This is a genomic window from Streptomyces sp. NPDC002825 (assembly GCF_040295385.1).
Lineage (GTDB): Bacteria > Actinomycetota > Actinomycetes > Streptomycetales > Streptomycetaceae > Streptomyces.
This window is the reverse complement of the sequence record NZ_JBEOVH010000039.1, coordinates 48,035-70,260: the sequence shown is the minus strand read 5'-3', so window position 1 is coordinate 70,260 and position 22,226 is coordinate 48,035. Positions and strand designations below refer to the sequence as shown.

The window sequence follows — 22,226 nt, the reverse complement described above, 5'->3', positions numbered from 1 at the left end:
AAACTACGGTGCTCAACCACCCGGATCACCAAACTCGTCCAGGCTGTCCTGACCCTTCATCTGACCAGCTCAGGGTAAGGATGGAAAAGGCTCACGGAAGCAGATCGCGGTACTGGAGAAGAAGACGGACCGGGTGTACACGGGTCCTCAGGCCCGGACCCTGCTCGGTCTTCCGGACGTGGAGACGCGCGTCAAGCCCGACCAGAACGACGACTTCACCATCTTCGTGCAGAGCACCAGTGTGAATCGGAAGCTGGTCCCGCAGACGCGACTTCTCGTCATGGTCTGACGAGGGAATCGTCTTTCAGGGAAATCGTCGTTCGGCGTCGAGATGCGCTGCGATACGTGAGATGGTCCGGGCGTTGTCCTCGAACAGATGGGCCTGCATGCCCACCGCCCGGGCCGCCTCCACGTTGACCGCCACGTCATCGATGAAGAGGCAGTTCTCCGGCCGTACGTCCAAGCTGGTGTACGCCGCCTCGAAGGCGAGCGGGTCGGGCTTCTCGATGCCGATCTCGTGCGAGTAGACGATCTGCTCGACGAGTTCGTCGAAGCGATAGAGCGCCGTCTCCCGCTCCCGCGCGCCGACGAGACTGTTGCTGAGGATGCCCAGCCGGCAGCGACCGCGGAGTGCTCGCACATGGTCGATCAGTTCGTTGTTCGGGGTCCCCAGGTACTCGGTCCAGAGATCGGCCATGAACGCCTCGACCTGGGGACCGTCGAGCGCCAGACGTGCCGCCACCTGCTCGTGCACCTGGCGCTCGCCGATCGTGCCGACGCTGCCGGCCTGCCACACGTCACGCATCCGCCGGCGCACGGTGCCGTGGGGCAGCGTCAGCCGCTGCTCCCACCGCTGCACCCATCCCGTGTCCGGCGTGAGCTCCAGCACGCCACCGATGTCGAAAATCACGCAGGTCTCGGACATACGCACTCCCCCGTCTTCGTTCCGGCCCCCACTCTCCCCACCCCCTCCGGCTCACGGTCAAGCGATCTCCGCGGCCTGTGACGCCCCTGTCGCAATCGCGGACCAGGTGCCGGTTTCGTACGCTGGCGGCATGCGCATGCGCCCCACTCTGAGCTGGATCCCCGACGAGGACCTGCCACCGGGTACGACGGACCTCGGGCCGGTCGCCGAGGCGCTCGGGGCCGGTGGTGTGCTGGTGCTCAGCGGGGCGGGGATCTCCACCGAGTCAGGTATCCCCGACTACCGGGGCGAGGGCGGAAGCCTCAGCCGGCACACCCCGATGACCTACCAGGACTTCATCGGCAGTGCCCAGGCCCGGCGCCGGTACTGGGCGCGCAGCCACCTCGGCTGGCGCACCTTCGGGCGCGCCCTGCCCAATGCCGGGCACCGGGCCGTCGCCGCCTTCGCCCGCCGGGGCCTGCTCTCCGGCGTGATCACCCAGAACGTCGACGGCCTGCACCAGGCCGCCGGCAGCGGCGGGGTCGTGGAGCTCCACGGCAGCCTGGCCCGGGTCGTCTGCCTGTCCTGTGGCACGTACAGTCCGCGCCGCGAGCTGGCCCGGCGTCTCGAAGAGGCCAACGCGGGATTCGAACCGGTGGCGGCCGGGATCAATCCGGACGGGGACGCCGACCTCACCGACGAGCAGGTCGCGGACTTCCGCGTGCTGCCCTGCGCGAACTGCGGCGGCATCCTCAAACCGGACGTGGTGTTCTTCGGCGAGGCCGTCCCGCCGCAGCGGGTCGAGCACTGCCGCAGGCTGGTCGGGGAGGCCGCGTCCCTGCTGGTCCTCGGCTCGTCACTCACGGTGATGTCCGGGCTGCGGTTCGTGCGTCAGGCGGCGGAGGCGGGGATCCCGGTACTGATCATCAACCGGGACCCGACCCGCGGCGACCGGCACGCCCTCACCCGTATCGCCCTCCCCCTCGGCGCGGCCCTCACCAGCCTCGCGGAGCGGCTGGGCGCCCCGGTCGGGGAGCAGGCCGGGTTCCGGGAGTGAGCAGTCGCGGGGCCGGCCGGGCTCGCCATGGCCTCGACTACCTCGCGGAGCTCTGGACGGGCTCCTGACGTGCGTCCCGGGCTTCCGGATGCGCTGGTTCACCGTCCCGGGCAGCGGCGCGCAGCGCCTGCTCGACCCTGCGGTTGCTGGTCATGGTCGCGGTGACGGTGGTCATGGCGAGGAGGAGGCCGGCGGCGGCGTAGAGCGGGGTGCGGACGTCATGGGCGGTGGCCAGCCAGCCGCCGAGGAAGGCGCCGAACGGGGCGGCGCACATGGCGAGCATGCGGGAGGTGGAGGCGACCCGGCCCATCAGGTGGGCGGGGACGATCGCCTGCCGGAGGGAGGGGGCGAGCACCATCGTGGCGCCCATGCCCGCTCCGCAGACGGCGAGCGCGAGGCCGGCGACGTACGGGTTCGGGGCGGCGGCAAGTCCCAGGACGGCGAGTCCCTCGACCGCGGCCGTACAGGTCAGTGCGGTGCCGGTGCCGAGTCGTCGGCCGAGGAAGGAGGCGACGCCGGCGCCGAGCAGCCCGCCCGTGGCCTCCGCCGTGAGGAGCAGGCCGAAGCCGAAGGTGCCGATACCGAGACGGTCGTGCGCGAAGAGGGCGAGTACGGTCTCGACGGCGAGGAAGGCGATGTTCCCGACCGCCGGGCGCAGCGCGAGCCCGAGCAGCAACTGGTCCCGGAAGACGTACGAGGCGCCGGCCCGTGCCTGCCGCAGCAGCGACTCACGGGCCTGCGGTACGGGACGGGGTGCGGCGGGCAGCGAGCGTACGAGCAGTGCGGACAGCGCGAACGAGAGCGCGTCGGCGAGCAGCGGAACGGCCCGTCCGAGCGCGAGCAGGGCACTGCCCGCGGGCGGCCCGGCGAAGCCGGACGCGGCGGTCTGGGTGCCGCGCATGCGGGAGTTGGCGCGCTCCAGGAGCGCGGGGTCGCGGCCGAGCAGGTCCGGTAGATAGGCCGTGGCGGCCGTGTCGAAGAACAGTCCGCCGAGGCCGAGGAGGAAGGCGACGGCGGCGAGCAGGGGAATGCTGAGCACGTCGAGGGCGGCCGCGGCCGCCGGTATCGCGAGCAGCAGCGCACGCGCCGCGTCCGTGACCCACATCGTGCGCCGGCGGTCCCAGCGGTCCACCAGCGCGCCGCCGAGCACCCCGAAGAGCAGCCACGGCAGCGTTCCGACGGCCGTGACGACGGCGAGCGCCATCGGATCCCGCGTCAGTGTCAACGCGAGCAGCGGCAGCGCGGCATGCGTCACGCCGTCGCCGAGCGAGGACACCGTCTGCGCGGTCCACAGCCGTCCGAACCCGGTCGGCAGCTTCCGTATGTCTGAGGTCACTTGGCCTCCCCGTCGGCCTGCGTGCGCGATGCCGGGTGGAACAGTGCGAAGACGAAGGACGCGTCCGGCAGCGACGCATCGGACAGCTCGCGGTACTCGTCCGCCAGTGCCTGCAGCCGCGCCCCCAGCTCCGCGAACTGCTCGTCGGTGAGCCGCAGATGCGCCATCCCCACGTGCCGCTCGGCATCCGCCGGCGCCGCCTCCAGGTCGGCCACCGCATGCCGCATCAGCACGTCCGGGCCTCCCTCGCCCGGATCGGGCAGCACGATGGACCGCGCGGCCATGGCGTAGTACCGCTCGGTGACGCCCCGCACCTTCCGCGTGCGCACCACCTTCACCAGGCCGGCCCGTTCGAGCAGCCGCACGTGGTAGCTGGAACTCCCCTTCGCGAGGCCCACGCGCTCGGCGATCTGCGTGATCGTCGCGGGCTCGAAGCGGAGCACGGCCATGATCCGGTGGCGCGTGAGATTGGAGACGGCGCGTAGCTGCTCGTCGGTGGTGACGTGGAACGTCTCTGGAAGCTCTTCGGTTGACATGCCCCCAATGGTCAACACTTCTTGACCATTGGGCAAGGGGGTTCCGCCACGGGTTCCGGAACCGACCGTTCCAGCACGCGTGCCCCAGGAACCGATCAAGGCCTCGGTGCCGGGGCCGTACCAGCTCACGGAGCCCGAAACGGAAGACGGATAACGCGGTTGACCTTGCCGGCACAGGCCCTAGCGTTAGCGCATGCTCACGACGACGCCACGGGTCGAACTCCACCCGCTCACCCTCTCCGACCAGGACGAGTTCTGCGCGCTCGTGCGGGCCAGTGCCGAACTCCACCATCCGTGGATGCAGCTGCCCGCGACCGCGGAGGACTTCCGGGCCTGGATGCACCGCTTCGACGACGGCAGCAACCTGGGCCTCCTGATCCGTGTGCGGGAGACCGGCGCGGTCGCGGGCTCGGTCAACATCAACTCGATCATCCGGGGCCGCTACCAGGGCGCGTCCATCGGCTACGCCGCCTTCGCCCCGTCCGCGGGGTCCGGCTACATGACCGAGGGCGTCGCCCTCGCCCTCCAGTACGCCTTCACCGAACTGCGCCTCCACCGGGTGGAGGCCTGCATCCAGCCGGAGAACAAGGCGTCCCTCGCCCTGGTCCAGCGGCTGGGCTTCCGCTTCGAAGGGGTTTCGCCGGACTACCTCTACATCGACGGAGAATGGCGGGACCACGAACGCTGGGCCGTCACCGCCCCCGCGCCGTGGACACCCGACCCGTCCCTTCCCGAGGTCTGAGGGACGCCCGGTCGCCTCACTCCTCGCCGGCCCGGGGACCGAGGAACGCGCGTACTCCCCTGAGCCGGGCGGCCGGCCGTCGCCTTCGCCGCACCGTACGGGCTGACCGGCGCCGACGAGCAGCCCGTCCTCACGTCCGGTCGGCCAGGAAGGCCGTCAGGTCGCGCAGTACGCGGTCCGGGTCCTCCCAGTACGCGACGTGGCCCACGCCCTCGTAGACGAGGAGCCGGGCGTCGGGGATCGTGTCGAGGATCGTCTGCTGGTCCTCGCGGGTCAGGACCGGGTCCTGGTCGCCCCACACGACGAGGGTGGGCACGAGGATGCCCGACAGGGTGGCGCGGAGGTCGGTCTCCAGAAGGCCGCGCAGGGTCTCGCGCCAGACGTGCGCCGGGGCTTTCAGGGTTTCGTCGACCATGGTCTGCAGGAAGCCGCGCCCCATGGGGGTCGCCGTCAGGCCGTCCACGAAGGATGCCGCGAGCGCCGGGTCCACGGGGTCCTTCAACTCGCTGACGGCTTGCCGGAATTCCTCCGCCTTCGGCTTGTCCGCGAGGGTCGCTGGGACGCCGAGCAGGACCAGGCCCGCGATGCGGTCCGGCCGGCGGCCGGCGACGATCCGGGCGTACACGCCGCCGCTGGATCCGCCCACCAGAACCGCTCGTCCGATGCCCACGCTGTCCATGAACGCGACCAGGTCCCCGGCGAAGTCCTCCGGCAGGTACCCCTCCTGCGGTTTCTCGGCGTCGCCGTGGCCGCGTTGGGTGGGGGCGTACGCGTGCAGCGCGGGCGGCATGCGGCGCAGCATCGGTTCGAACGTCCACCAGGAGTCCAGGTAGCCGTGCACGAGGACGAGCGGCAGGCCCCCTGGACGGCCGGCCTCCGCGTACGGAAGCGTCGGACGCCCCTCCCCCAGGACGGCGCTGTGTACGGCGACGGCGGCCATCGGCGGCCCTCCTCACCTCTCCTTCCTCCAGCATAGGAAGGAGGGCGACGGGGGGACACTCGGGGCATTGCGGAGGCTGCGGCCGAGCGGGTGCGCGAGGGGGCTCCTCAGCCTCGCGCCGCCGCCCTCTCGCGGACATGGCGGCGCAGGCCGTCGAGGGACACGTGCTCCAGGCTGTCCGCGAAGACCCGGTCCGGGCCCGGAGGCACCGGCAGCATCGAGGGGACGACGAGGACCGTGCAGCCGGCCGCGTCGGCCGAGGCTGCTCCGTCCGGCGAGTCCTCGACGGCCACGCACGCCGCTGCCGGAACGCCGAGCCGCTCGGCGGCCGTGCGGTACGGGTCGGGGTGCGGCTTGGTGCGCGCGGTGTCGTCGGCGGAGAGCGTGAAGGCGAACGGGACGTGCGCGAGCGCGCCGCCCACGACCGAGTCGACCACTGAACGGGGTGAGGCGCTGACCAGCGCGAACGGCAGTCCCGCCCGCTCCAGTTCGGCGAGGAGCCGGTCGGCTCCCGGGCGCATCGGCGCGCCCTCGTCGACGCGCTGCTGGAAGGCCGTGGTCAGCGCCGACGCGATGCCGTCCCGGTCGGGCGCGCCGGTGGCTCGTACGAGATGGGCGGCGGTGTCCTCGACGGCGCGTCCGACGACCGCGGGCGCGTCGGCGTCCGTCAGCCGGTGTCCGAGGCGTGCGGCGACCTCCTCCGTCGCCTGCCACCAGAGGACCTCGGTGTCGACGAGGGTGCCGTCCATGTCGAAGAGGACGGCGGCGAGCGGGCTCACCGCTCCGCCCGCGGCACGACGAGGACGGGGTGCGGGGCGAGGCCGACGGTGGCGCGGGTGCCCGGGGTGAGGTCGCCCGCGTCGCGCGACGGGAGGTCCGCCTTGACCGTCGTACCGCGGTGGTCGAGGTGGACGCGGGTGACGGAGCCGAAGAAGGAGGTGGAGACGATGACGGCCTCGCCCTCGGTGTCGGCGGTCACGGTGACGTTCTCGGGGCGGACGAGCACCTCGACGTCGCGGGTGGCGGGGACGTCTCCGTCGACGGGGAGTCGGCTGCCGGCCGCCTCGACGAGGCCGGAGTCCGTGAGGCGGCCGGGGAGGCGGTTCATGGTGCCGACGAACTCGGCGACGAAGGCGGTCGCGGGACGGCGGTAGAGCTCGGCGGGGGCCGCGCACTGCTCCAGCCTGCCGGCGTTGAGGACGGCGACGCGGTCCGCCATGGACAGCGCCTCCTCCTGGTCGTGGGTGACGAACACCGTGGTGATGCCGAGGGCGAGCTGGAGCCGGCGGATCTCCTCGCGCAGGCTGAGCCGGACCTTGGCGTCGAGCGCGGAGAGGGGCTCGTCCAGGAGCAGGACGCGGGGGCGCAGGGCGAGGGCCCGTGCGAGGGCGACGCGCTGCTGCTGGCCGCCGGACATCTGGTGCGGGTAGCGGCCGCCGTGCTCGGGCAGGCCGACCAGGTCGAGGAGTTCGCCGGCGCGGGCGTGGCGTTCGGCCGCCTTGGCCTTGCGGACGCGGAGCCCGAAGGCGACGTTGTCGCGGGCGGTGAGGTTGGGGAAGAGGCTGTACGACTGGAAGACCATGCCGGCGTCGCGGCGGTTGGCCGGGACGTGGGTGATGTCGGCGCCGTCCACGAGGACCTCGCCGGAGTCCGGTCGCTCGAAGCCGGCGAGGACCCGCAGGGCGGTGGTCTTGCCGCAGCCCGACGGGCCGAGGAGCGCGAGGAGTTCGCCGGGTTCGACGGTCAGGTCGAGGCCGTCGAGGGCGACGGTGGTGCCGAAGGCGCGACGCAGGCCGCGGAATTCGACGCGGGCGCCGGTGGCCGTGGTGGACTCGGTCCGTTCCGCTGTGGCTGAGGTCATGGGTCAGGACTCCTTGCGGGAGGTGCGGGGGGCTCCGGGCGTGCCGGTCTGGGCGGTTCCCGCCCGGGACAGGACGAGGAGCAGCAGCCAGGTGATGAGGAGGCTCAGGAGGGAGACGGCCACCGACATGCGGGCCTGGGCGCCGGAGATGGAGACGATCCAGACGGCGAAGGGCCGGAAGCCGAGGATCGAGGCGATGGTGAACTCGCCGAGGACGAGGGCGAGGGTGAGGAAGGCGGCGCCGGCGAGCGAGGAGCGCAGGTTGGGGAGGATCACCCGGAGCATGACGTACGGCCAGGACGCGCCGCAGTTGCGGGCGGCTTCGACGAGGGTCGGGACGTCGACGGCGCGCAGTCCCGCGTCGAGGGAGCGGTAGACGAACGGCAGGGCCATGACGGTGTACGCGAGGACCAGGACGAAGGGGAAGTCCTCGTTCTGGACGGCGAGGAACGTCTGGTAGAGCGGCGTCCGCGACAGGTGGTCGGGGCCCCAGCGCAGTACGGTGCTGATGCCGGTGACGAGCGCGATCGGCGGCACCACGAGCGGCAGCATGCACATGACCTCGACGACCGGCCGCAGGCGCGGCGCGCCGAGGCGGACCGCGACCAGGGCGGGCACGGCGAGCAGCAGGGCGAGCGCGATGGTGGCGGCGGCGAGGCCGAGGGAGAGCAGCAGGCTCTGGGTGAATCCGTCGGCGGACAGCAGGGCGGTGTACGCCTCGAAGGAGACGCCCTGGCCGGGGGTGTGCACGCTGAAGACGAAGGACGCGATCAGCGGGACGAGGAAGTACGCGCCCCCGAGGCCGAGGACGAGGCCGCGCCACAGGCGGGGGCGGCGCCGGGTCCGTACGGTGGCGGGCGGGGCGGCCGGCCGCCCCGCGGATCCGGGGGTGACGTCCGGGGCGGTGGGGGTCATCGCAGCCATCGGGCGCTCCTGCGCTGGAGGGGGAGGTAGACCGCCATGACCAGGCCGGCGATCAGGATCATGTCGAGACCGAGGGCGAGGGCCACGTTCTCCTGGCCGACGAGGACGTTGCCGGAGAGGGCGTCCGCGATCTTCAGGGTGACCAGGGGGACGGAGCCGCCGACGAGCGCGGCCGCGGTGGCGTGGGCGGCGAAGGCGCTGCCGAAGAGCAGCACGAACCCGCCGAGCAGGGAGGGCGCGAGGACGGGGATGCCGACGTGGCGCCAGTACTGCCATCCGCCGGCGCCGGCGTTCTGCGCGGCCTCCCGCCACTGGGGGCGCAGGCCGTCGAGCGCGGGCAGGATCACCAGGACCATGAGCGGGATGAGGAAGTACAGGTAGACGACGGCGAGGCCGCCGAAGGAGTACAGGTTCCAGCCGAGGCTCGTGAGGTCGGCGAGCTGGGTGACGACGCCGGAGATGCCGACGGTCGCGATGAACGCGAACGCGAGGGGGACCCCGCCGAAGTTGGCGAGGACGCCGGAGGCGGTCTGGACGGCGCTGCGCAGGGCCTGGGACCGGGAGGTGACGACGGCCTGGGCGATGAGGACGCCGAGGACGGAGCCGATCAGGGCGGTGAGCGCGGAGAGTTGCAGGCTGCCGAGGAGCGAGCCGAGGTACGGGCCCTGGAGGGAGCGGCTCAGGTGTTCGCCGGTGAGGGCGGTGGTGCCGCTGGCCGGGTCGGTGCGGGTGACGGCGCCGTACAGGAGGGCGCCGAGGGGCAGTCCGAAGGCGAGGGCGGTGAAGGCGATCAGGGGAAGGGCGGCGAGCCAGGTGCGCGGGCCGCGCCGCCGGCGGCGGGTGCCGCCGGCGGTTCCCGTGGTGGGGGTGGCTGAGGTCATCAGGAGAGGGCCTTGTCCCACTTCTCGGCGAGGGTGGCCTTGGCCTTGTCGAGCTCGGCGGAGGCCGGGAAGGAGGGGGTGCCGTCGACCTTGGGGAGCTTGGCCACGAAGGTCTTGTCGGCGGTGCCGTCGGCGGTCATGGCCGGGAGCAGGACGGGGCGGGCGTAGCCCTTGAGCCAGAGGTTCTGGCCCTCGGCGCTGTAGAGGAACTCCATCCACAGGCGGGCGGCGGCGGGGTGCGGGGCGTCCTTGCTGACGGCCTGGGAGTAGAACTGCGCGTACACGCCGTCGGTGGGGACGGCGACCTGCCAGTCGACGCCCTTGGTCCTGAACTGGTCGGCGTAGCCGGCGTTGAGGTAGTCCCAGTCGATGCTGATGGGCGTCTCGCCCTTCTCGACGGTGGCCGGGGTGGACTCGACGGGGATGAAGTTGCCGCTCTTCTTGAGCGTGCCGAAGAAGTCGATGCCGGGCTGGATGTCGGCGAAGGAGCCCTTGTTGGCGAGGGCGGCCGCGTACACGCCGCCGAAGGCGGAGCCGGACTTGGTCGGGTTGCCGTTGAGGGCGACCTTGCCCTTGTACTCGGGCTTGAGGAGGTCGGCGAAGGTCTTGGGGCAGTTCGGGATGCGCTTGGCGTCGCAGCCGATGGAGACGTAGCCGCCGTAGTCGTTGTACCAGCGGCCGTCGGCGTCCTTCTGAGCCGCGGGGATCTTGTCCCAGGCCTCGACCTTGTACGGGGCGAAGAGGCCTTCCCCGGCGCCGCTGCGGGCGAAGGCGATGCCGAGGTCGAGGACGTCGGGGGCGCGCTTCTGGCCCTTGCGGGACTTGACGGCGGCGATCTCGTCGGCGCTGGAGGCGTCCGGGTTCTCGCTCTCGACCTTGATGCCGTACTTCGTCTCGAAGGCCTTGATCAGCTCGCCGTAGTTGGCCCAGTCCGGCGGAAGCGCGATGACGTGCAGGGCGCCCTCCTGCTTGGCCGCCTTGACGAGGGCGTCCATGCCGCCGAAGTCCTTGGCCGAGGCGGCGGTGGCCGCCTTCGCACCCTTGGCGTCCGTGCCGACCGCGCCCTCGGGGGCGGCACCGCAGGCGGTGAGGGTGGTCAGGACGGCGGCGCCGAGCAGGGCTGCGGCTACGGGGGTTCTGCGCACGGGGTTCTCCCAGAAGCAAGTGACGGAACTTGTCTGAACAAGACGCCCCCAGTTCGCCCGCACCCCCTGTCTGGGAAGTGAACGGAACATGGCGAGATCCAGACGCCTCCCGGAAGAGCCGGTTGTGGTGAACCCCAGCTGAACCACATGGACTTGAGGTGAACCGACAGGACCTTCCCCGGTCGACTCGCCGGGTTAGGGTGGGCGTCGGGACAGCACACCCCGTGACCGGGTGCGCACACTGAAGTACGAAATGGGGGCAATGGTGACGGCGCTGTACGTGGAGATCGCGGAGGAGCTCCGCCGCTCGATCCTCAGTGGCGAGTACGCCGTCGGCGCCCGGCTGCCCTCCGAGAGCGATCTCGCCGAGCGCTGGTCCGCCTCTCGCGGCACGGTGCGCCAGGCCGTCGCCCTGCTCACCTCGGAAGGCATCATCGGCTCGCGCCAGGGCGCCCGCCGGATCGTGCTGCGCAGGGAGCGCCGGCACAGCTTCGCCGAGCTCCACAGCTTCGCCCAGTGGGCGCGGACGATGGGCTACCGGTCGGCGAGCCGCTTCCTGCACCGCGAGCGGCGCCGGGCCACGGCCGAGGAGGCGCGCCGCCTCGGTCTCCCGGAGGGGGCCGGGGTCCTCGACGTCCTGCGCCTGCGCTGCCTGGACGACGAGCCGGTGATGGTGGAGCGCACGGCGTACGCGGAGTGGGTCGCGCCCGCGGTCGAGGCCCTGCCCGTCGACTGCTCCTCGATCATGGACAGCATGGCCGAGGAGGCGGGAATCGTCGCCCACTACGGCGAGCACCTCATCGACGCGGTCCCCGCCGGGAGCGACGACGCGCGTCTGCTCCGCGTCCGCCGGGGCAGCCCGCTGCTGCGGCAGCGGCACCTCACGAGCAACCAGGACGGGCGCCCCATCGAGTGGACCGAGGACCGCTACCGGGCGGGGAGCGTCACGTTCAACGTGAGCAACTCGGTGGGCACGGCCCCACTCGTCCGGGACCCCGGCTCCCTGCTGACGTGAGGACCGCCGAGGGCGCGTCGGCGGTCACGGGCGGGACCGAAGAGGCGGCCGTTCTCCGGGAGTCAACCGACAATTGACGCCGCCCATATGACGGTGCGTCACGACGAGCCGCCACGTACACTCGCCGGCATGGCATCCCGCATCAGTGAGCTGATCCTCGACTGCGCCGACCCGGAGCGGCTCGCCGCGTTCTGGAGCGAGGTCCTCGACTACGTCGAGGTAGGCCGCGAGGACGACGGCAGCATCGAGATCGGGCCGGCCGGCATCGGGTTCGGCGGCGCACAGCCCACGCTCATCCTCAGCCCCAGCGACGAGCCTCGGACGGGCAAGCTCCGGCTGCACATCGATGTCAACGCCACCGACCGCGACCAGGACGCCGAGCTGGAGCGACTGCTCGCGCTCGGGGCCAAGCCCGTCGACGTCGGCCAGACCGGCGAGGAGAACTGGCACGTACTCGCCGATCCGGAAGGCAACGAGTTCTGTCTCCTCCACCAGAGGCTCAAGCCCCTCTGACCGCCCCACGGCGCCGAACGACAGCGCCCCCTCCGAACTCCCACCCGGCCGGCGGACACGCGGCCTGGGCCGAAGCTCCGCCCGGAAAGTATGATCAAGCGATGTCCGACATGACTGAGACCACGCCCGGCTGGCTGACCACGGACGAACTGGACACGGCCAGGTCCCGGATGCCGATCCTTTACGTCGAGGCCGTCCCCGTGCGCGTGGACGACAGCGGCGAAGTCACCAGCATCGGGCTGCTCCTGCGGATCGGCGCCGAGGGAACGATCAGCCGCACCCTGGTGTCCGGCCGCGTCATGCACCACGAGCGGGTCCGTGACGCGCTGCTGCGCCACCTGGAGAAGGACCTCGGGCCCGTGGCGCTGCCCCGCGTCCCCGCCTCCCTGCAGCCCTTCACCGTCGCCGAGTACTTCCCGACGGCCGGCATCACCCCCTTCCACGACCCCCGCCAGCACGCCGTGTCCCTCGCGTACATCGTCCCCGTCACCGGCGACTGCCGTCCGCGCCAGGACGCCCTCGACCTGGTGTGGTTCAGCCCGCAGGAGGCCGCCTCGCCGACCGTTCAGAACGAGATGCCCGGCGGCCAGGGACACCTCCTCAAGCAGGCCCTCGCCCACGTCGGCCACACCTACTGACCCCGCTCCCCCGCAGGGCCGCCTCGCGCCCTTGTTTGACCTTGACACGGTGACAAGGTCTTCACTGTGGCCGAGGAGGTGGTCCCCATGACCATGGCCGACGAGGCCACGAACGTGATGCGGGCTCTGCGGGGGCTCGGGAGCGACAGCGCGTCGGTACGGCTGCGGGCCGCGCTCGCGGTGGGCACGGCACCGGACCCGAGGTGCGTCGACGAGCTCGTCGGACGCTGCGCGATCGAGCCCGACTTCCAGGTGCGCGAAATGCTCACGTGGGCGCTCACCCGGCACTCGCCGGCGCTGACGCTCCCCCTGCTCCTGCGCGAGCTCCGCTCGGACCTGGCCCAGGCGCGCAGCCAGGCCCTGCACACCCTGTCCAAGATCGGGGACCGGCGGGCCTGGCCGGCGATCACCCGGGAGCTCATGGCCGACCCGGACGACGAGGTGGCGCGGAGCGCCTGGCGGGCGGCGGTCGTGCTCGTGCCCGAGGGCACGGAGTCCGAGCCGGCCGGGGTGCTCGCGACCCAGCTCGGGCGGGGTGGGCGCGAGACGCAGCTGAGCCTGAGCCGGGCGCTGATCGCGCTCGGCGATGCGATGACGCCGGTCCTGCGGGCCGCGCGGTCGGACCCCCGCCCGGAGGTGCGTCAGCACGCGCTGGCGACGGAGAAGCTGTCGCAGGACCCGGATGCCGGGTTCGACTCCGCGATCGGGGAAGCGAAGCGGATCATGGTGCTCGGTCCGGCCGGCCAGGAGGAGTGACCGTCGGTGTTGATCGGTGAGGTGGCGAAGCACTCCGGGGTCAGTGCCCGCATGCTCAGGCATTACGAGGCGCTCGGCCTGGTGCGGCCGACCGGCCGCACGGGCGGCGGTTACCGGGAGTACTCGGAAGCGGACATCCGGCGGATCTTCCACGTCGAGAGCCTGCGGTCCCTGGGGCTCTCGCTGCGCGAGGTCGGGCGGGCGCTCGACGATCCCGGCTTCGCGCCCTCGGAGCTCGTCGACGACCTGATCCGGCAGACGCGCGAGCGCATCGCGGCCGAGACGGAGCTGCTCACGCGGCTGCGCCGGATCGACTCGGCGGAGCCCGCCGGCTGGCAGGACGTCCTCCAGGTCGTCGCCCTCCTCCACGCACTGGGCTCGAAGAGCCCGGAGACGCGCCAGCGGGCCGCCCTGTCCTCGGCGGAGGAGGCCCCGGTGCCGGTGGAGGCGCTGGCCGAGGCGGTCCTGAGCGAGACGGACCCGGTCGTCGCGGGGGCCCTCCGCTGGGCCCTCGCCCGCTCCGGCGACAGCGGGCTGCCGCTCCTCGCGCGCGGCCTCGGCTCCCCGGTGGCCGAGGTCCGCAAGCGCGCCGTCGAGTCCGTCGCCGAGATCCCCGGCGCCGAGGCGACCGCCCGGCTCCGGGAGGCCCTCGCGGACCCCGCCGTCGAGGTGCGGAGGTGCGCCGCCCTGGAGCTGGGGGCACGCGGCGTGGCCGACGCGGTCCCCACGCTGGTCGACATGATCGTCGAGGAGGTCAACGACGTCGACGCCGCCGACGCGCTGAGCGGTCTGGCGAGCCGTCCCGCGCTCGCGGACCGGATCACCGGCCTGCTGGTGGAGCGGCTCGCCCACGGCACGTCGTGGGCGTCCGAGCGTCGGCGCCTCGCGCAGGCCCTCGCGGACATCCCCGGGAGCACGGCGTCACAGGCGCTGACGGAGCTGTCCGAGGACGAGGACCGCGCGGTCGCGCTGACCGCCACGTACGTCCTGGGAATGCGCGAGGCCCGCTGACCGACACGTACATCCTGGGAATGCGCGTGCGCGAGGCCCGCTGACCGACACGTACCCCCCGAAGGTGCGTGAGGCGCGCTGCCCTGACCGCCGCGGCCGGTCGGCTACGGGCGGGTGTACCGGCGGATGCGGTAGCGCAGGCCGGTCGTGGAGTCCTGCCAGCCGCCGTCCTCCGCGATCTGCCAGTCGGCCTCGATGGACGGGGCGTAGGTGTCGCCGTCGATCACGGTGTCGACTTCCGTCACCGAGAGCGTCCGGGCGTGGGGCAGGGTGGCGCGGTAGATCTCGCCGCCGCCCATGACCCAGGCGAGCGCCTCGTCGTCCGGCTCCGCCGCCCCGGCCGCCAGCTCCAGGGCCGCTTCGATGGATCCGGCGCGCTCCGCACCCTCGGCCGTCCACTGCGCGTCCCGGGTCACCACGATGTTGCGGCGGCCGGCCAGGGGACGGAAGCGGGCGGGCAGCGAGTCCCAGGTCTTGCGGCCCATGATCACGGGGTGGCCGAGGGTGGTCGCCTTGAAGTGCGCCATGTCCTCGGGGAGGCGCCACGGGATCGTGTTGTCGGCGCCGATCACGCCGTCGGTGGTCTGCGCCCAGATGAGCCCGATGTGCGCGGCGCTGTCCGTACGGTTGCTCATACGGCGACCGGAGCCTTGATGCCCGGGTGGTGCTGGTAGCCCACGATCTCGACGTCGGAGAACGTGTAGTCGAACAGCGAGTCGGCCTTGTGGAGCTTCAGCTCGGGGAACGCGTACGGGGTGCGGCTGAGCTGCTCGGTCACCTGCTCCACGTGGTTGTCGTAGATGTGGCAGTCGCCGCCGGTCCAGATGAAGTCGCCCGGCTCCAGGCCGGTCTGCTGCGCCACCATGTGGGTGAGCAGGGCGTAGCTGGCGATGTTGAACGGGACGCCGAGGAACAGGTCCGCGCTGCGCTGGTACAGCTGGCAGGAGAGCTTGCCGTCGGCGACGTAGAACTGGAAGAAGGCGTGGCAGGGGGCCAGCGCCATCCGGTCGAGTTCGGCGACGTTCCAGGCGGACACGATCATGCGGCGCGAGTCCGGGTCGCGGCGCAGCGTGTCGAGGACCTGGCTGATCTGGTCGATGTGCCGGCCGTCGGGCGTGGGCCAGGAGCGCCACTGGACGCCGTAGACGGGCCCGAGCTCGCCCTTGTCGTCGGCCCACTCGTCCCAGATGGAGACGCCGTGCTCCTGGAGCCAGCCGACGTTCGAGTCGCCGCGGAGGAACCACAGCAGCTCGTACACGATCGACTTGAGGTGCACCTTCTTGGTGGTGACCAGCGGGAAGCCCTGCGAGAGGTCGTAGCGGAGCTGGTGCCCGAAAATGCTCCGGGTGCCTGTGCCCGTCCGGTCGGCCTTCGCCGTTCCCGAGGTGAGCACCGTCTTCAACAGGTCTTCGTACTGGGTATCCGCCACGGTCGCCGAGTCTACCGCCGGCCACCTCCCACCCTCGACAGCCGGGTGGGCCTATTGCCTGGTCACCGTCGTGCGGGCGGTCTCGCCGACGCGGAGGGCGAAGACGTCGGGGCGGGCGTAGTGGCCGGTGGTGTCGAGGTCGAAGCGGGCGCGCGCGAGCTCGTCGAGGTCGAGTTCGGCGGTGAGGACGCCTTCGCCGTCGCGCAGCGGCCCGGCGCGGACCTCGCCGAGCGGGGAGACGATGACGGAGCCGCCGCCGATCAGTACGGTGTCGGTCTCGTCGCCCTGGACGGGGTGGAGGTCGTCCGGCAGTCCGTCGCGGCGCAGGTACTGGCAGGCGGCGAGGACGAAGGAGCGGCCTTCCAGGGCGATGTGCCGCATGGTGGCCTGCCAGGCGTCGCGGTCGTCGACGGTGGGCGCGCACCACAGGTCCACGCCCTCGGCGTACATCGCGGTGCGCAGGAGCGGCATGTAGTTCTCCCAGCGGATGGCCGCGCCGAGTCGGGCGGTGCCGGTGTCGACGACGGTCAGGGTGGAGCCGTCGCCCTGCCCCCACAGGTAGCGTTCGGCGGCGGTGGGCACGAGCTTGCGGTGCAGGCCGAGGTAGCCGTCGGGGCCGGAGAAGAGCGCGACGCAGTACAGGGTGCCGCCCCGGCGTTCGACCGCGCCGACCACGGCGTGGACGCCGAGCTCGCGGGTGACGGCGGCGAGCGTCCGGGTCTCCGGCCCTGGGACTCGATGGCGGCGGCGTGGTGGCGGCGGAAGAGGTCGCGGCCCTCGGCGGTGCGGCTGCCGACCGTGATGCCGAAGTCCAGGCCCTTGGGGTAGCCGCCGATGAACGCCTCGGGCAGGACGACGACCTCGGGGCCGGTCAGCGCGCGACAGACGTCCACGCAGGCCTTTGAATGGAGAGGTGAGCACCGTTCGATGGCTTGCCGCGGCAGGACTCACCGCACTGTTGGGCGCTACGGCGCCCGGGCCCACGCCGCCGCCGGCCCAGCCGCCGCCCCAACTCGACGACGCCGACGTGCAACGCGCCGTCGACCGGCTCGACGGAGTCGTCAAGGACGCCATGAAACGCACCGGGGTGCCGGGCGTGGCCGTCGCCGTCGTCCATGACGGCAAGGTCATCCACCTGAAGGGGTACGGCGTACGGAAGGCCGGCGAGAGTGCGGCCGTCGACGCCGACACCGTCTTCCAGCTCGCCTCGGTCTCCAAGCCGATCGCGTCCACCGTCGTCTCCGGAGCGGTGGGCACCGAGGGCTGGACGCGGCCGGTGGCGCCCCACGTGCCGGGCTTCGCCCTCAAGGACCCGTGGGTCACCTCCCACGTGACGGTCGCCGACCTGTTCTCGCACCGCAGCGGCCTGCCCGACCACGCCGGGGACCTGCTCGAAGACCTCGGCTACGACCGCCCGTACATCCTGTCCCATCTGCGCTACGAGCCCCTCACCCCGTTCCGCGCGAGCTACGCCTACACCAACTTCGGGCTCACGGCCGCCGCCCAGGCGGTCGCCGACGAGAAGGGCGTGCCGTGGGAGAAGCTCGCCGCCGACACGCTCTACAAGCCGGCCGGCATGAACTCCACCAGCTCGCGCTTCGAGGACTTCGAGAAGGCCCCCGACCGGGCCTGGGGTCACGTCGAGGTCGACGGCGCCTGGAAGCCGGAGTTCGTACGGGACCCGGACGCGCAGTCCCCCGCCGGTGGCGTCAGTTCCAGCGCCCGTGACATGGCGACCTGGCTGAAGCTCCAGCTGGCCAACGGCAAGCTCGACGGCCGGCAGATCGTCGACGCCGACGCCCTGGAGCGCACGCACTGGCCCGAGTCGGTCGCCAGTCCGCCCCACGCCCCGGCCGGCCGGACCGGCTTCTACGGGCTCGGCTGGAACGTGAGTTACGACGACGAGGGCCGGCTCAGGCTCTCCCACACGGGGGCGTTCGCCGAGGGCGCGCACACCAACGTGACGATGCTGCCCGGCGAGCAGCTCGGCATCGTCGTCCTGACCAACACCTCTCCTGTCGGCGTCGCCGACGCCGTCGCCCTCGACTTCTTCGACATCGCGCAGACCGGCGAGATCAGCCGCGACTGGATCCCGCTCGTGGACGCGCTGTACCAGCAGCAGGCGGACGAGGGCCGGTCGAAGACCGACTACGCCCATCCGCCGTCCGGCGCCGCGCCGGCCAAGGCGGCCGACACGTACGCCGGGACGTACGAAAGCCCCTACTACGGGCGCGCGCAGGTCGTCGCCGGCGCGGACGGCTCCCTGACGCTCGATCTGGGGCCGGAGCCGCAGAGGTACCGGCTCACGCACTACGACGGCGACACGTTCAGCTTCCCGACGGCCGGCGAGAACGCCGTGGGCCTCACCGGGGTCACCTTCACGCCGGACGGAAAGTCGTTCACCGTCGAGTACCTGGACGCGGAGGGCCTGGGCACGTTCACCCGCGTCGAAGGCAGGTGAGGGCGGTTTCCGGGTAGGGCGGAATGCCCGGGCGGGCGCGTGAGTTGATCACGTCATGACTCAAGGACCCGCACCCCGCCCCCTGTCCGACGACGCCCTCTCCGCACTGCTGAGCACGCAGCGGTTCGGCACCCTCGCCACCAACAAGAGCAGCGGTCATCCCCATCTGACCACCATGCTCTACAGCTGGGACGCCGAGGCGCGCATCGTCCGGTTCTCCACCACCGCCGACCGCGTCAAGGTGAAGCAACTCCGGCGTGATCCGCGCGCGGCCGTGCACGTGCCGGGCGGCGACGTGTGGTCGTTCGCCGTGGCCGAGGGCGAGGCCGAGGTCTCCGAGGTCACGACCACGCCCGGGGACGCGACCGGGCGGGAGCTGCTCGCGATGATTCCGGAGGCGGCCAGGCCCGAGGACGAGAACGCGTTCCTGGACCAGCAGGTGGCCGAGCGGCGCGTGGTCATCCGGCTGAAGGTCTCGCGTCTGTACGGGACGGCGCTGGACATCAACGGCTGAGCACGGGCTCCGGCCATCGCCGACCGAGGCGCGCGGTCAGGCCCCGTCCTTCGTGCCCGACGCCCACGGCCAGACGGCCTCCCCGCCCGCCTCGATGAGCCCGACCGTGCGGAACGCCGCGTCCGTGAGGCCGCCGAAGGTGTGCCGGTGAGCGCCTGGGGGGCTGTGGGCGGGCTCGTATCCCGCCAGGTTCCAGGTGTAGACCGGGATGCGGGCCGGGACCGTGTCGGCCGGCACGGCAGGCTCGTACGGGGCGCCCTGCTCGTCGGTGACGATCAGGATCCGGTCGTGGTCCCGGTAGTGCTTCCGTACGGCCTTCGCGGTGTAGGTGCCTCCCATGTCGCGGAAGCGTTTCAGCACTTCGAGGACCGGCTCGCCCTTCGCGTACGGCACCGCTGCGCTGCCCCAGCCGAACTCCACCAGGTCCGCCTGCTCGGCGCGCATGGCCACTGCCGTGCCGAACACGGCGGCCGCGTCGGCGCGGGTCAGCTTGGACCGCTCGGAGACGGTGTCCCAGAACATGGAGTCGGACCGGTCCACGAGGATCAGGGTCCGGCCGGGCAGAGCGGGCACGTTGGCCAGGGAGTGCCCCAGGGCCCGTTCCAGCGGGGCGGCCCAGCGCGGCGACGGCGCCTGCTGATGGGCTGCCAGGTAGCGGAAGGGGAACTGCCGGGCCCGGGCGACCTCGGAGGGGTCCGAGAGGCGTGCGGCGACCTGGGCCGCGACCTCGTCCGAGACTCCCGCCTCGTCGAAGTTCCGCAGGTTCCGCAGGAGCGCCATCGGCCCCATGACGGGGATGAGGGCCTCCCAGACGGCCGCGTCCATCGGTCCGTGGAGCCAGCCCGCCACGGCCTCCCACGTCATGCCCGCCGCGGCGAGGCGTTCGGAGCCGCCTGGCCCCGTCACCAGGGCCCGGCGCTCGTCCGGCGCCGATTCCATGAGCGCCCGGTGGGCCGTCAACAGCGGGTCGGAGACCGGCGGAACCGCCCGCTCGGGGTGGTGGCGGCGATCCAGCGCGTACCGGAAGAGCTCGCCCTGCCAGGGCTTGTCCGGGTCGGGGGTGGCGTGCACGAGGTTGAGCACGTCGCCGAAGCGGAAGGCCTTGGAGGCGGTGTCGTACTTGGCCAGGGACCGGGACGTGTACAGCCGGCGCACACCGTCGGCGATGCCCCGCTTCACGGGCTGCGGCACGTTCCGCCCGTACGCCGAGATCCAGTGGGCGAGCAGCTCCCCGGGCTCGTCGGCGCGCTGGAGCACGGAGTCGATCACGGACCGGTTGGAGGGGCCGTCGGTCGCCCCTGCCTTGAGCCGGGCCCGTACGTAGGCGGCGGCGCCCACCAGGGACGCCGTGCGCATGTTGCCCTCGCCGCGCAGCCAGCGCAGCAGGCCGGCCGTCCATTCGGGGTCCTCGACGGCGAGTTCGGCGACGAGTCGGGTGTACCGCGTGTCCCGCTCCTCGCCGCTCTCGTAGAAGGTCTTCTGGGAGACGAAGTTGCCGACGGCGAGGAGGAAGAGCTGGTCGCGGAGGTCCCGGGCGTAGGCCGGACCGCCCGGGTAGGTGCGGAGCACCGGCCCGAGGGGTGGGTGGGGAGGCCGGGACGGTGACGCGGGCATGGCGCGGGCGGCCGCCAGGACGTGTGGGGCGACGAGCATGTCGGACCACATCTTGGAGACACGTCGGGCGTGACGAGGCAGTGAATCCCCCCGGATTCAGACGATCGGAAGGCCCCGGGCACGACGTCCGACGGGGCGGAGACGCCCGCGCCTGCCGAGATCAGAGAAGGCGGCGGCGTCACTTTGTTTCGAAGGAAGTAGCCGCAGCCGGGCGCATCGGGAGGCGCGGTCGCGAGAGCAACGTACAAGACCCCCGGCCCGCGCACCAACCGATTTAACGCGGGTGCGGCCTGCCCTTCTCCGGCGGGCGGCGGAGGGCGAGGCCCAGAAGGACCGCCGTGTACGCGCCGAGTACGCCGAGCCCGGCCCACCAGGAAAGGGGGAAGTACCCGGTGGACGGCGCGTAATGGGCGATCACCTGCGGATACGCGACGAGGGACTGCTGGGTGGCGAAGCCGGCCGCCGGGGTGACGCGCAGGAGCCACTGCGACGGACCGTCGGCGAGCAGCGGGAGCGAGGTCACCACGTACGGGACCGCGATCGTCAGGACGGCGACGGGGATCGCCACCCGGGCGCGCCGCAGCAGGGCGCCGACCGCGAAGGCGAGCACCGCGGCGAGGGCGAGGGCCGCGGCCGTGCCCACGACGACCCGCGCTGTGGTGAGTGCGGACGCTCCGAGGACGGGGATGCCGTTGCCCTTCAGGATCGTCACGCCGACGGGCATGACGATGCCGATGGCGAGGAGTCCGGTGACGAAGGTGACACCTCCGACGACGATCGCCTTCGCCGCGAGTTCCGCGCGGGTGACCGGCGCGCCGCCCGTGGCTTCGCGGCGGTACGCGGACCTGGCGAACCGCACCGCGACCACGAGGACGACGAGCAGCGCGAAGGCCAGGCCGCCGAGGGTGCGCTCGACCGGGCGTGCGCCGTCCTCGGCGCCCGCCGGGGCGATGTCGCCGGATCCGGTGACGGTGATCACACCGTTCTTCTCCACCGCGCCGGATGCCTGGAAGTACTTCTCCCAGTCGGTCCGGTTCGCCTCGCCGACGGTGTCGCTCCTCCAGCCGGCGGCCGCCGCCGTGCCCTTGAGGGAGACGTGGTCGAAGACGCCGCCCGCCTGGGTCCAGCGCACCTGTTCCGTGGCGGCGCCGAGGCCGGCGCGCCGCAGGGTCAGGTCGCCCGGAGAGGTCGCGAACAGGCCGATCCGGACGGTCTCCGGCAGCCCCGGAAGCCGTACCGTGCCGACCTTCGTCCATCGCTCACCGTCGGCGGACTCGTGGCCGGTGACCGTGTCGCCGGACCGGGTGAGGCGCAGCCAGCGCGGGGCCCGGGCCGAGACCTCGCTGCCGCGAACTGCGCTGCCCGCGATGTCGTGGCGGTAGTCGTACTGCATGCGCACGCCGTGGCTGCCGGTGACCATCAGCGCCGCATACGAGGATCCCTGCCGGGTCCCGTCCTTGAGGATGATCCCGGCCTTCGCCCAGGGCACGAGCCCGGGGACGATCTTGTCGTGGTGCGGCGGCGGGTAGGTGATCGTGCCGGTCATGGACGTCATCCGGACGGTGATGCCGCCGTTCTCGCCGAGGTCCTGGTGCAGGAAGGAGAACTGGTCGCTGACGAGGGTTCCGTCAGGACCGGTCGGGTCGGTGGGGCACGGGCCGTCGCAGGACGCGTGGTTGCCGAAGGCGTAGAGCAGGCCGAGGACGATGACGGCGAGCGCGGCGGTCGCCATCGCGATCAGCCGGCCCGGACGCCGGAAGGCGGTCCACTCCCGGTGCACCGCGTGAAGTGTTGCGTAGGTCGAAGGCATGACCACGGTTGTACGGATGGCGCCGTGACGTGGTCCGAACCGCGTCTGTCACCTCGCTGTTAGGTGCGGCGGGGCATGCTGATCCCCGGCCGGACCAGTACAGGGATAAGGGCGACGGCTTGCGTCCACCGGACACGAG

Annotated in this window: 23 protein-coding genes and 1 pseudogene; 10 read left to right on the top strand and 14 right to left on the bottom strand. The window is 72.2% G+C overall.

Annotated features, from left to right (window positions below; all coding sequences use genetic code 11):
* Positions 1-91: 91 nt before the first annotated feature.
* A pseudogene (locus tag ABT041_RS34630) lies at positions 92-289 on the top strand (VWA domain-containing protein); the annotation flags it as partial.
* 15 nt (positions 290-304) lie between these two features.
* On the opposite strand, the gene ABT041_RS34625 reads toward ABT041_RS34630, so the two are convergent.
* Complete coding sequence (locus ABT041_RS34625; protein ID WP_351192049.1) at positions 305-925, bottom strand: HAD family hydrolase; 621 nt, start codon at positions 923-925, stop codon at positions 305-307.
* A gap of 130 nt (positions 926-1,055) precedes the next feature.
* Here ABT041_RS34625 and ABT041_RS34620 point away from each other — a divergent pair, with 130 nt between their 5' ends.
* Positions 1,056-1,961: an NAD-dependent protein deacetylase gene (locus tag ABT041_RS34620; RefSeq protein WP_351192047.1), complete on the top strand. Its 906-nt coding sequence runs from the start codon at positions 1,056-1,058 to the stop codon at positions 1,959-1,961.
* Positions 1,962-1,998: 37 nt separating this feature from the next.
* Here ABT041_RS34620 and ABT041_RS34615 read toward each other — a convergent pair whose 3' ends face one another.
* Both ABT041_RS34615 and ABT041_RS34610 read right to left on the bottom strand, forming a co-directional pair.
* Positions 1,999-3,297 (bottom strand): MFS transporter, encoded by a 1,299-nt coding sequence (locus ABT041_RS34615; RefSeq protein ID WP_351192045.1) that lies wholly within the window; start codon positions 3,295-3,297, stop codon positions 1,999-2,001.
* Positions 3,294-3,833 carry an ArsR/SmtB family transcription factor gene (locus ABT041_RS34610; RefSeq protein WP_351192043.1) on the bottom strand — a complete coding sequence of 180 codons (540 nt, stop codon included), beginning with the start codon at positions 3,831-3,833 and terminating at the stop codon, positions 3,294-3,296. The genes ABT041_RS34615 and ABT041_RS34610 overlap by 4 nt, the downstream gene beginning before the upstream one ends.
* A 193-nt stretch (positions 3,834-4,026) precedes the next feature.
* Between ABT041_RS34610 and ABT041_RS34605 the strand changes: the two genes are divergently transcribed.
* Positions 4,027-4,575 (top strand): GNAT family N-acetyltransferase, encoded by a 549-nt coding sequence (locus tag ABT041_RS34605; RefSeq protein WP_351192041.1) that lies wholly within the window; start codon positions 4,027-4,029, stop codon positions 4,573-4,575.
* Between the two features lie 130 nt (positions 4,576-4,705).
* Here the strand turns inward: ABT041_RS34605 and ABT041_RS34600 are convergent, their stop codons facing one another.
* From ABT041_RS34600 to ABT041_RS34575, 6 genes are all read right to left on the bottom strand, one after another.
* Positions 4,706-5,515 (bottom strand): alpha/beta fold hydrolase, encoded by an 810-nt coding sequence (locus ABT041_RS34600; RefSeq protein WP_351192039.1) that lies wholly within the window; start codon positions 5,513-5,515, stop codon positions 4,706-4,708.
* Between the two features lie 107 nt (positions 5,516-5,622).
* Positions 5,623-6,294, bottom strand: a complete 672-nt coding sequence (locus ABT041_RS34595; protein WP_351192037.1) for an HAD family hydrolase — start codon at positions 6,292-6,294, stop codon at positions 5,623-5,625.
* Positions 6,291-7,376 (bottom strand): ABC transporter ATP-binding protein, encoded by a 1,086-nt coding sequence (locus ABT041_RS34590; RefSeq protein ID WP_351192035.1) that lies wholly within the window; start codon positions 7,374-7,376, stop codon positions 6,291-6,293. The genes ABT041_RS34595 and ABT041_RS34590 overlap by 4 nt, the downstream gene beginning before the upstream one ends.
* Before the next feature lie 3 nt (positions 7,377-7,379).
* The gene (locus tag ABT041_RS34585; protein WP_351192033.1) at positions 7,380-8,300 is read right to left on the bottom strand and encodes an ABC transporter permease; all 921 of its coding nucleotides are present in this window, start codon (positions 8,298-8,300) and stop codon (positions 7,380-7,382) included.
* Positions 8,288-9,181 (bottom strand): ABC transporter permease, encoded by an 894-nt coding sequence (locus ABT041_RS34580; RefSeq protein WP_351192031.1) that lies wholly within the window; start codon positions 9,179-9,181, stop codon positions 8,288-8,290. The genes ABT041_RS34585 and ABT041_RS34580 overlap by 13 nt, the downstream gene beginning before the upstream one ends.
* On the bottom strand, positions 9,181-10,326 hold the full coding sequence (locus ABT041_RS34575; RefSeq protein WP_351192029.1) for an ABC transporter substrate-binding protein: 1,146 nt from the start codon (positions 10,324-10,326) through the stop codon (positions 9,181-9,183). Before ABT041_RS34575 ends, ABT041_RS34580 begins: the two co-directional genes overlap by 1 nt.
* Before the next feature lie 262 nt (positions 10,327-10,588).
* On the opposite strand from ABT041_RS34575, the gene ABT041_RS34570 reads away from it, so the two are divergent.
* From ABT041_RS34570 to ABT041_RS34550, 5 genes are all read left to right on the top strand, one after another.
* Positions 10,589-11,341 (top strand): GntR family transcriptional regulator, encoded by a 753-nt coding sequence (locus ABT041_RS34570; protein WP_351192059.1) that lies wholly within the window; start codon positions 10,589-10,591, stop codon positions 11,339-11,341.
* A gap of 129 nt (positions 11,342-11,470) precedes the next feature.
* Positions 11,471-11,854 (top strand): VOC family protein, encoded by a 384-nt coding sequence (locus tag ABT041_RS34565; protein ID WP_351192027.1) that lies wholly within the window; start codon positions 11,471-11,473, stop codon positions 11,852-11,854.
* Between the two features lie 110 nt (positions 11,855-11,964).
* Positions 11,965-12,492: an NUDIX hydrolase family protein gene (locus ABT041_RS34560; protein WP_351192057.1), complete on the top strand. Its 528-nt coding sequence runs from the start codon at positions 11,965-11,967 to the stop codon at positions 12,490-12,492.
* Between the two features lie 87 nt (positions 12,493-12,579).
* Positions 12,580-13,248, top strand: a complete 669-nt coding sequence (locus tag ABT041_RS34555; RefSeq protein ID WP_351192025.1) for a HEAT repeat domain-containing protein — start codon at positions 12,580-12,582, stop codon at positions 13,246-13,248.
* 6 nt (positions 13,249-13,254) lie between these two features.
* Positions 13,255-14,259, top strand: a complete 1,005-nt coding sequence (locus ABT041_RS34550) for a HEAT repeat domain-containing protein (RefSeq protein WP_351192023.1) — start codon at positions 13,255-13,257, stop codon at positions 14,257-14,259.
* A 104-nt stretch (positions 14,260-14,363) separates the two neighbouring features.
* Here ABT041_RS34550 and ABT041_RS34545 read toward each other — a convergent pair whose 3' ends face one another.
* The 3 genes from ABT041_RS34545 to ABT041_RS34535 are packed head-to-tail and all read right to left on the bottom strand — an operon-like array spanning position 14,364 to position 16,363.
* Positions 14,364-14,894, bottom strand: a complete 531-nt coding sequence (locus ABT041_RS34545; RefSeq protein ID WP_351192021.1) for a dihydrofolate reductase — start codon at positions 14,892-14,894, stop codon at positions 14,364-14,366.
* Positions 14,891-15,688, bottom strand: coding sequence for a thymidylate synthase (locus ABT041_RS34540; protein WP_351192019.1), 798 nt, complete (start codon positions 15,686-15,688; stop codon positions 14,891-14,893). Before ABT041_RS34540 ends, ABT041_RS34545 begins: the two co-directional genes overlap by 4 nt.
* A gap of 51 nt (positions 15,689-15,739) precedes the next feature.
* Complete coding sequence (locus ABT041_RS34535; protein WP_351192017.1) at positions 15,740-16,363, bottom strand: nitrilase-related carbon-nitrogen hydrolase; 624 nt, start codon at positions 16,361-16,363, stop codon at positions 15,740-15,742.
* A 238-nt stretch (positions 16,364-16,601) separates the two neighbouring features.
* Between ABT041_RS34535 and ABT041_RS34530 the strand changes: the two genes are divergently transcribed.
* A complete protein-coding gene (locus ABT041_RS34530) occupies positions 16,602-18,149 on the top strand; it encodes a serine hydrolase (protein WP_351192015.1) in 1,548 nt (515 codons plus the stop codon).
* A gap of 55 nt (positions 18,150-18,204) precedes the next feature.
* A complete protein-coding gene (locus tag ABT041_RS34525) occupies positions 18,205-18,663 on the top strand; it encodes a TIGR03618 family F420-dependent PPOX class oxidoreductase (RefSeq protein ID WP_351192013.1) in 459 nt (152 codons plus the stop codon).
* A gap of 36 nt (positions 18,664-18,699) precedes the next feature.
* Here the strand turns inward: ABT041_RS34525 and ABT041_RS34520 are convergent, their stop codons facing one another.
* Together ABT041_RS34520 and ABT041_RS34515 are read right to left on the bottom strand one after the other, a co-directional pair.
* A complete protein-coding gene (locus ABT041_RS34520; protein ID WP_502976663.1) occupies positions 18,700-20,316 on the bottom strand; it encodes a TROVE domain-containing protein in 1,617 nt (538 codons plus the stop codon).
* Between the two features lie 235 nt (positions 20,317-20,551).
* Positions 20,552-22,087: a hypothetical protein gene (locus ABT041_RS34515; protein ID WP_351192011.1), complete on the bottom strand. Its 1,536-nt coding sequence runs from the start codon at positions 22,085-22,087 to the stop codon at positions 20,552-20,554.
* Between the last annotated feature and the right edge of the window lie 139 nt (positions 22,088-22,226).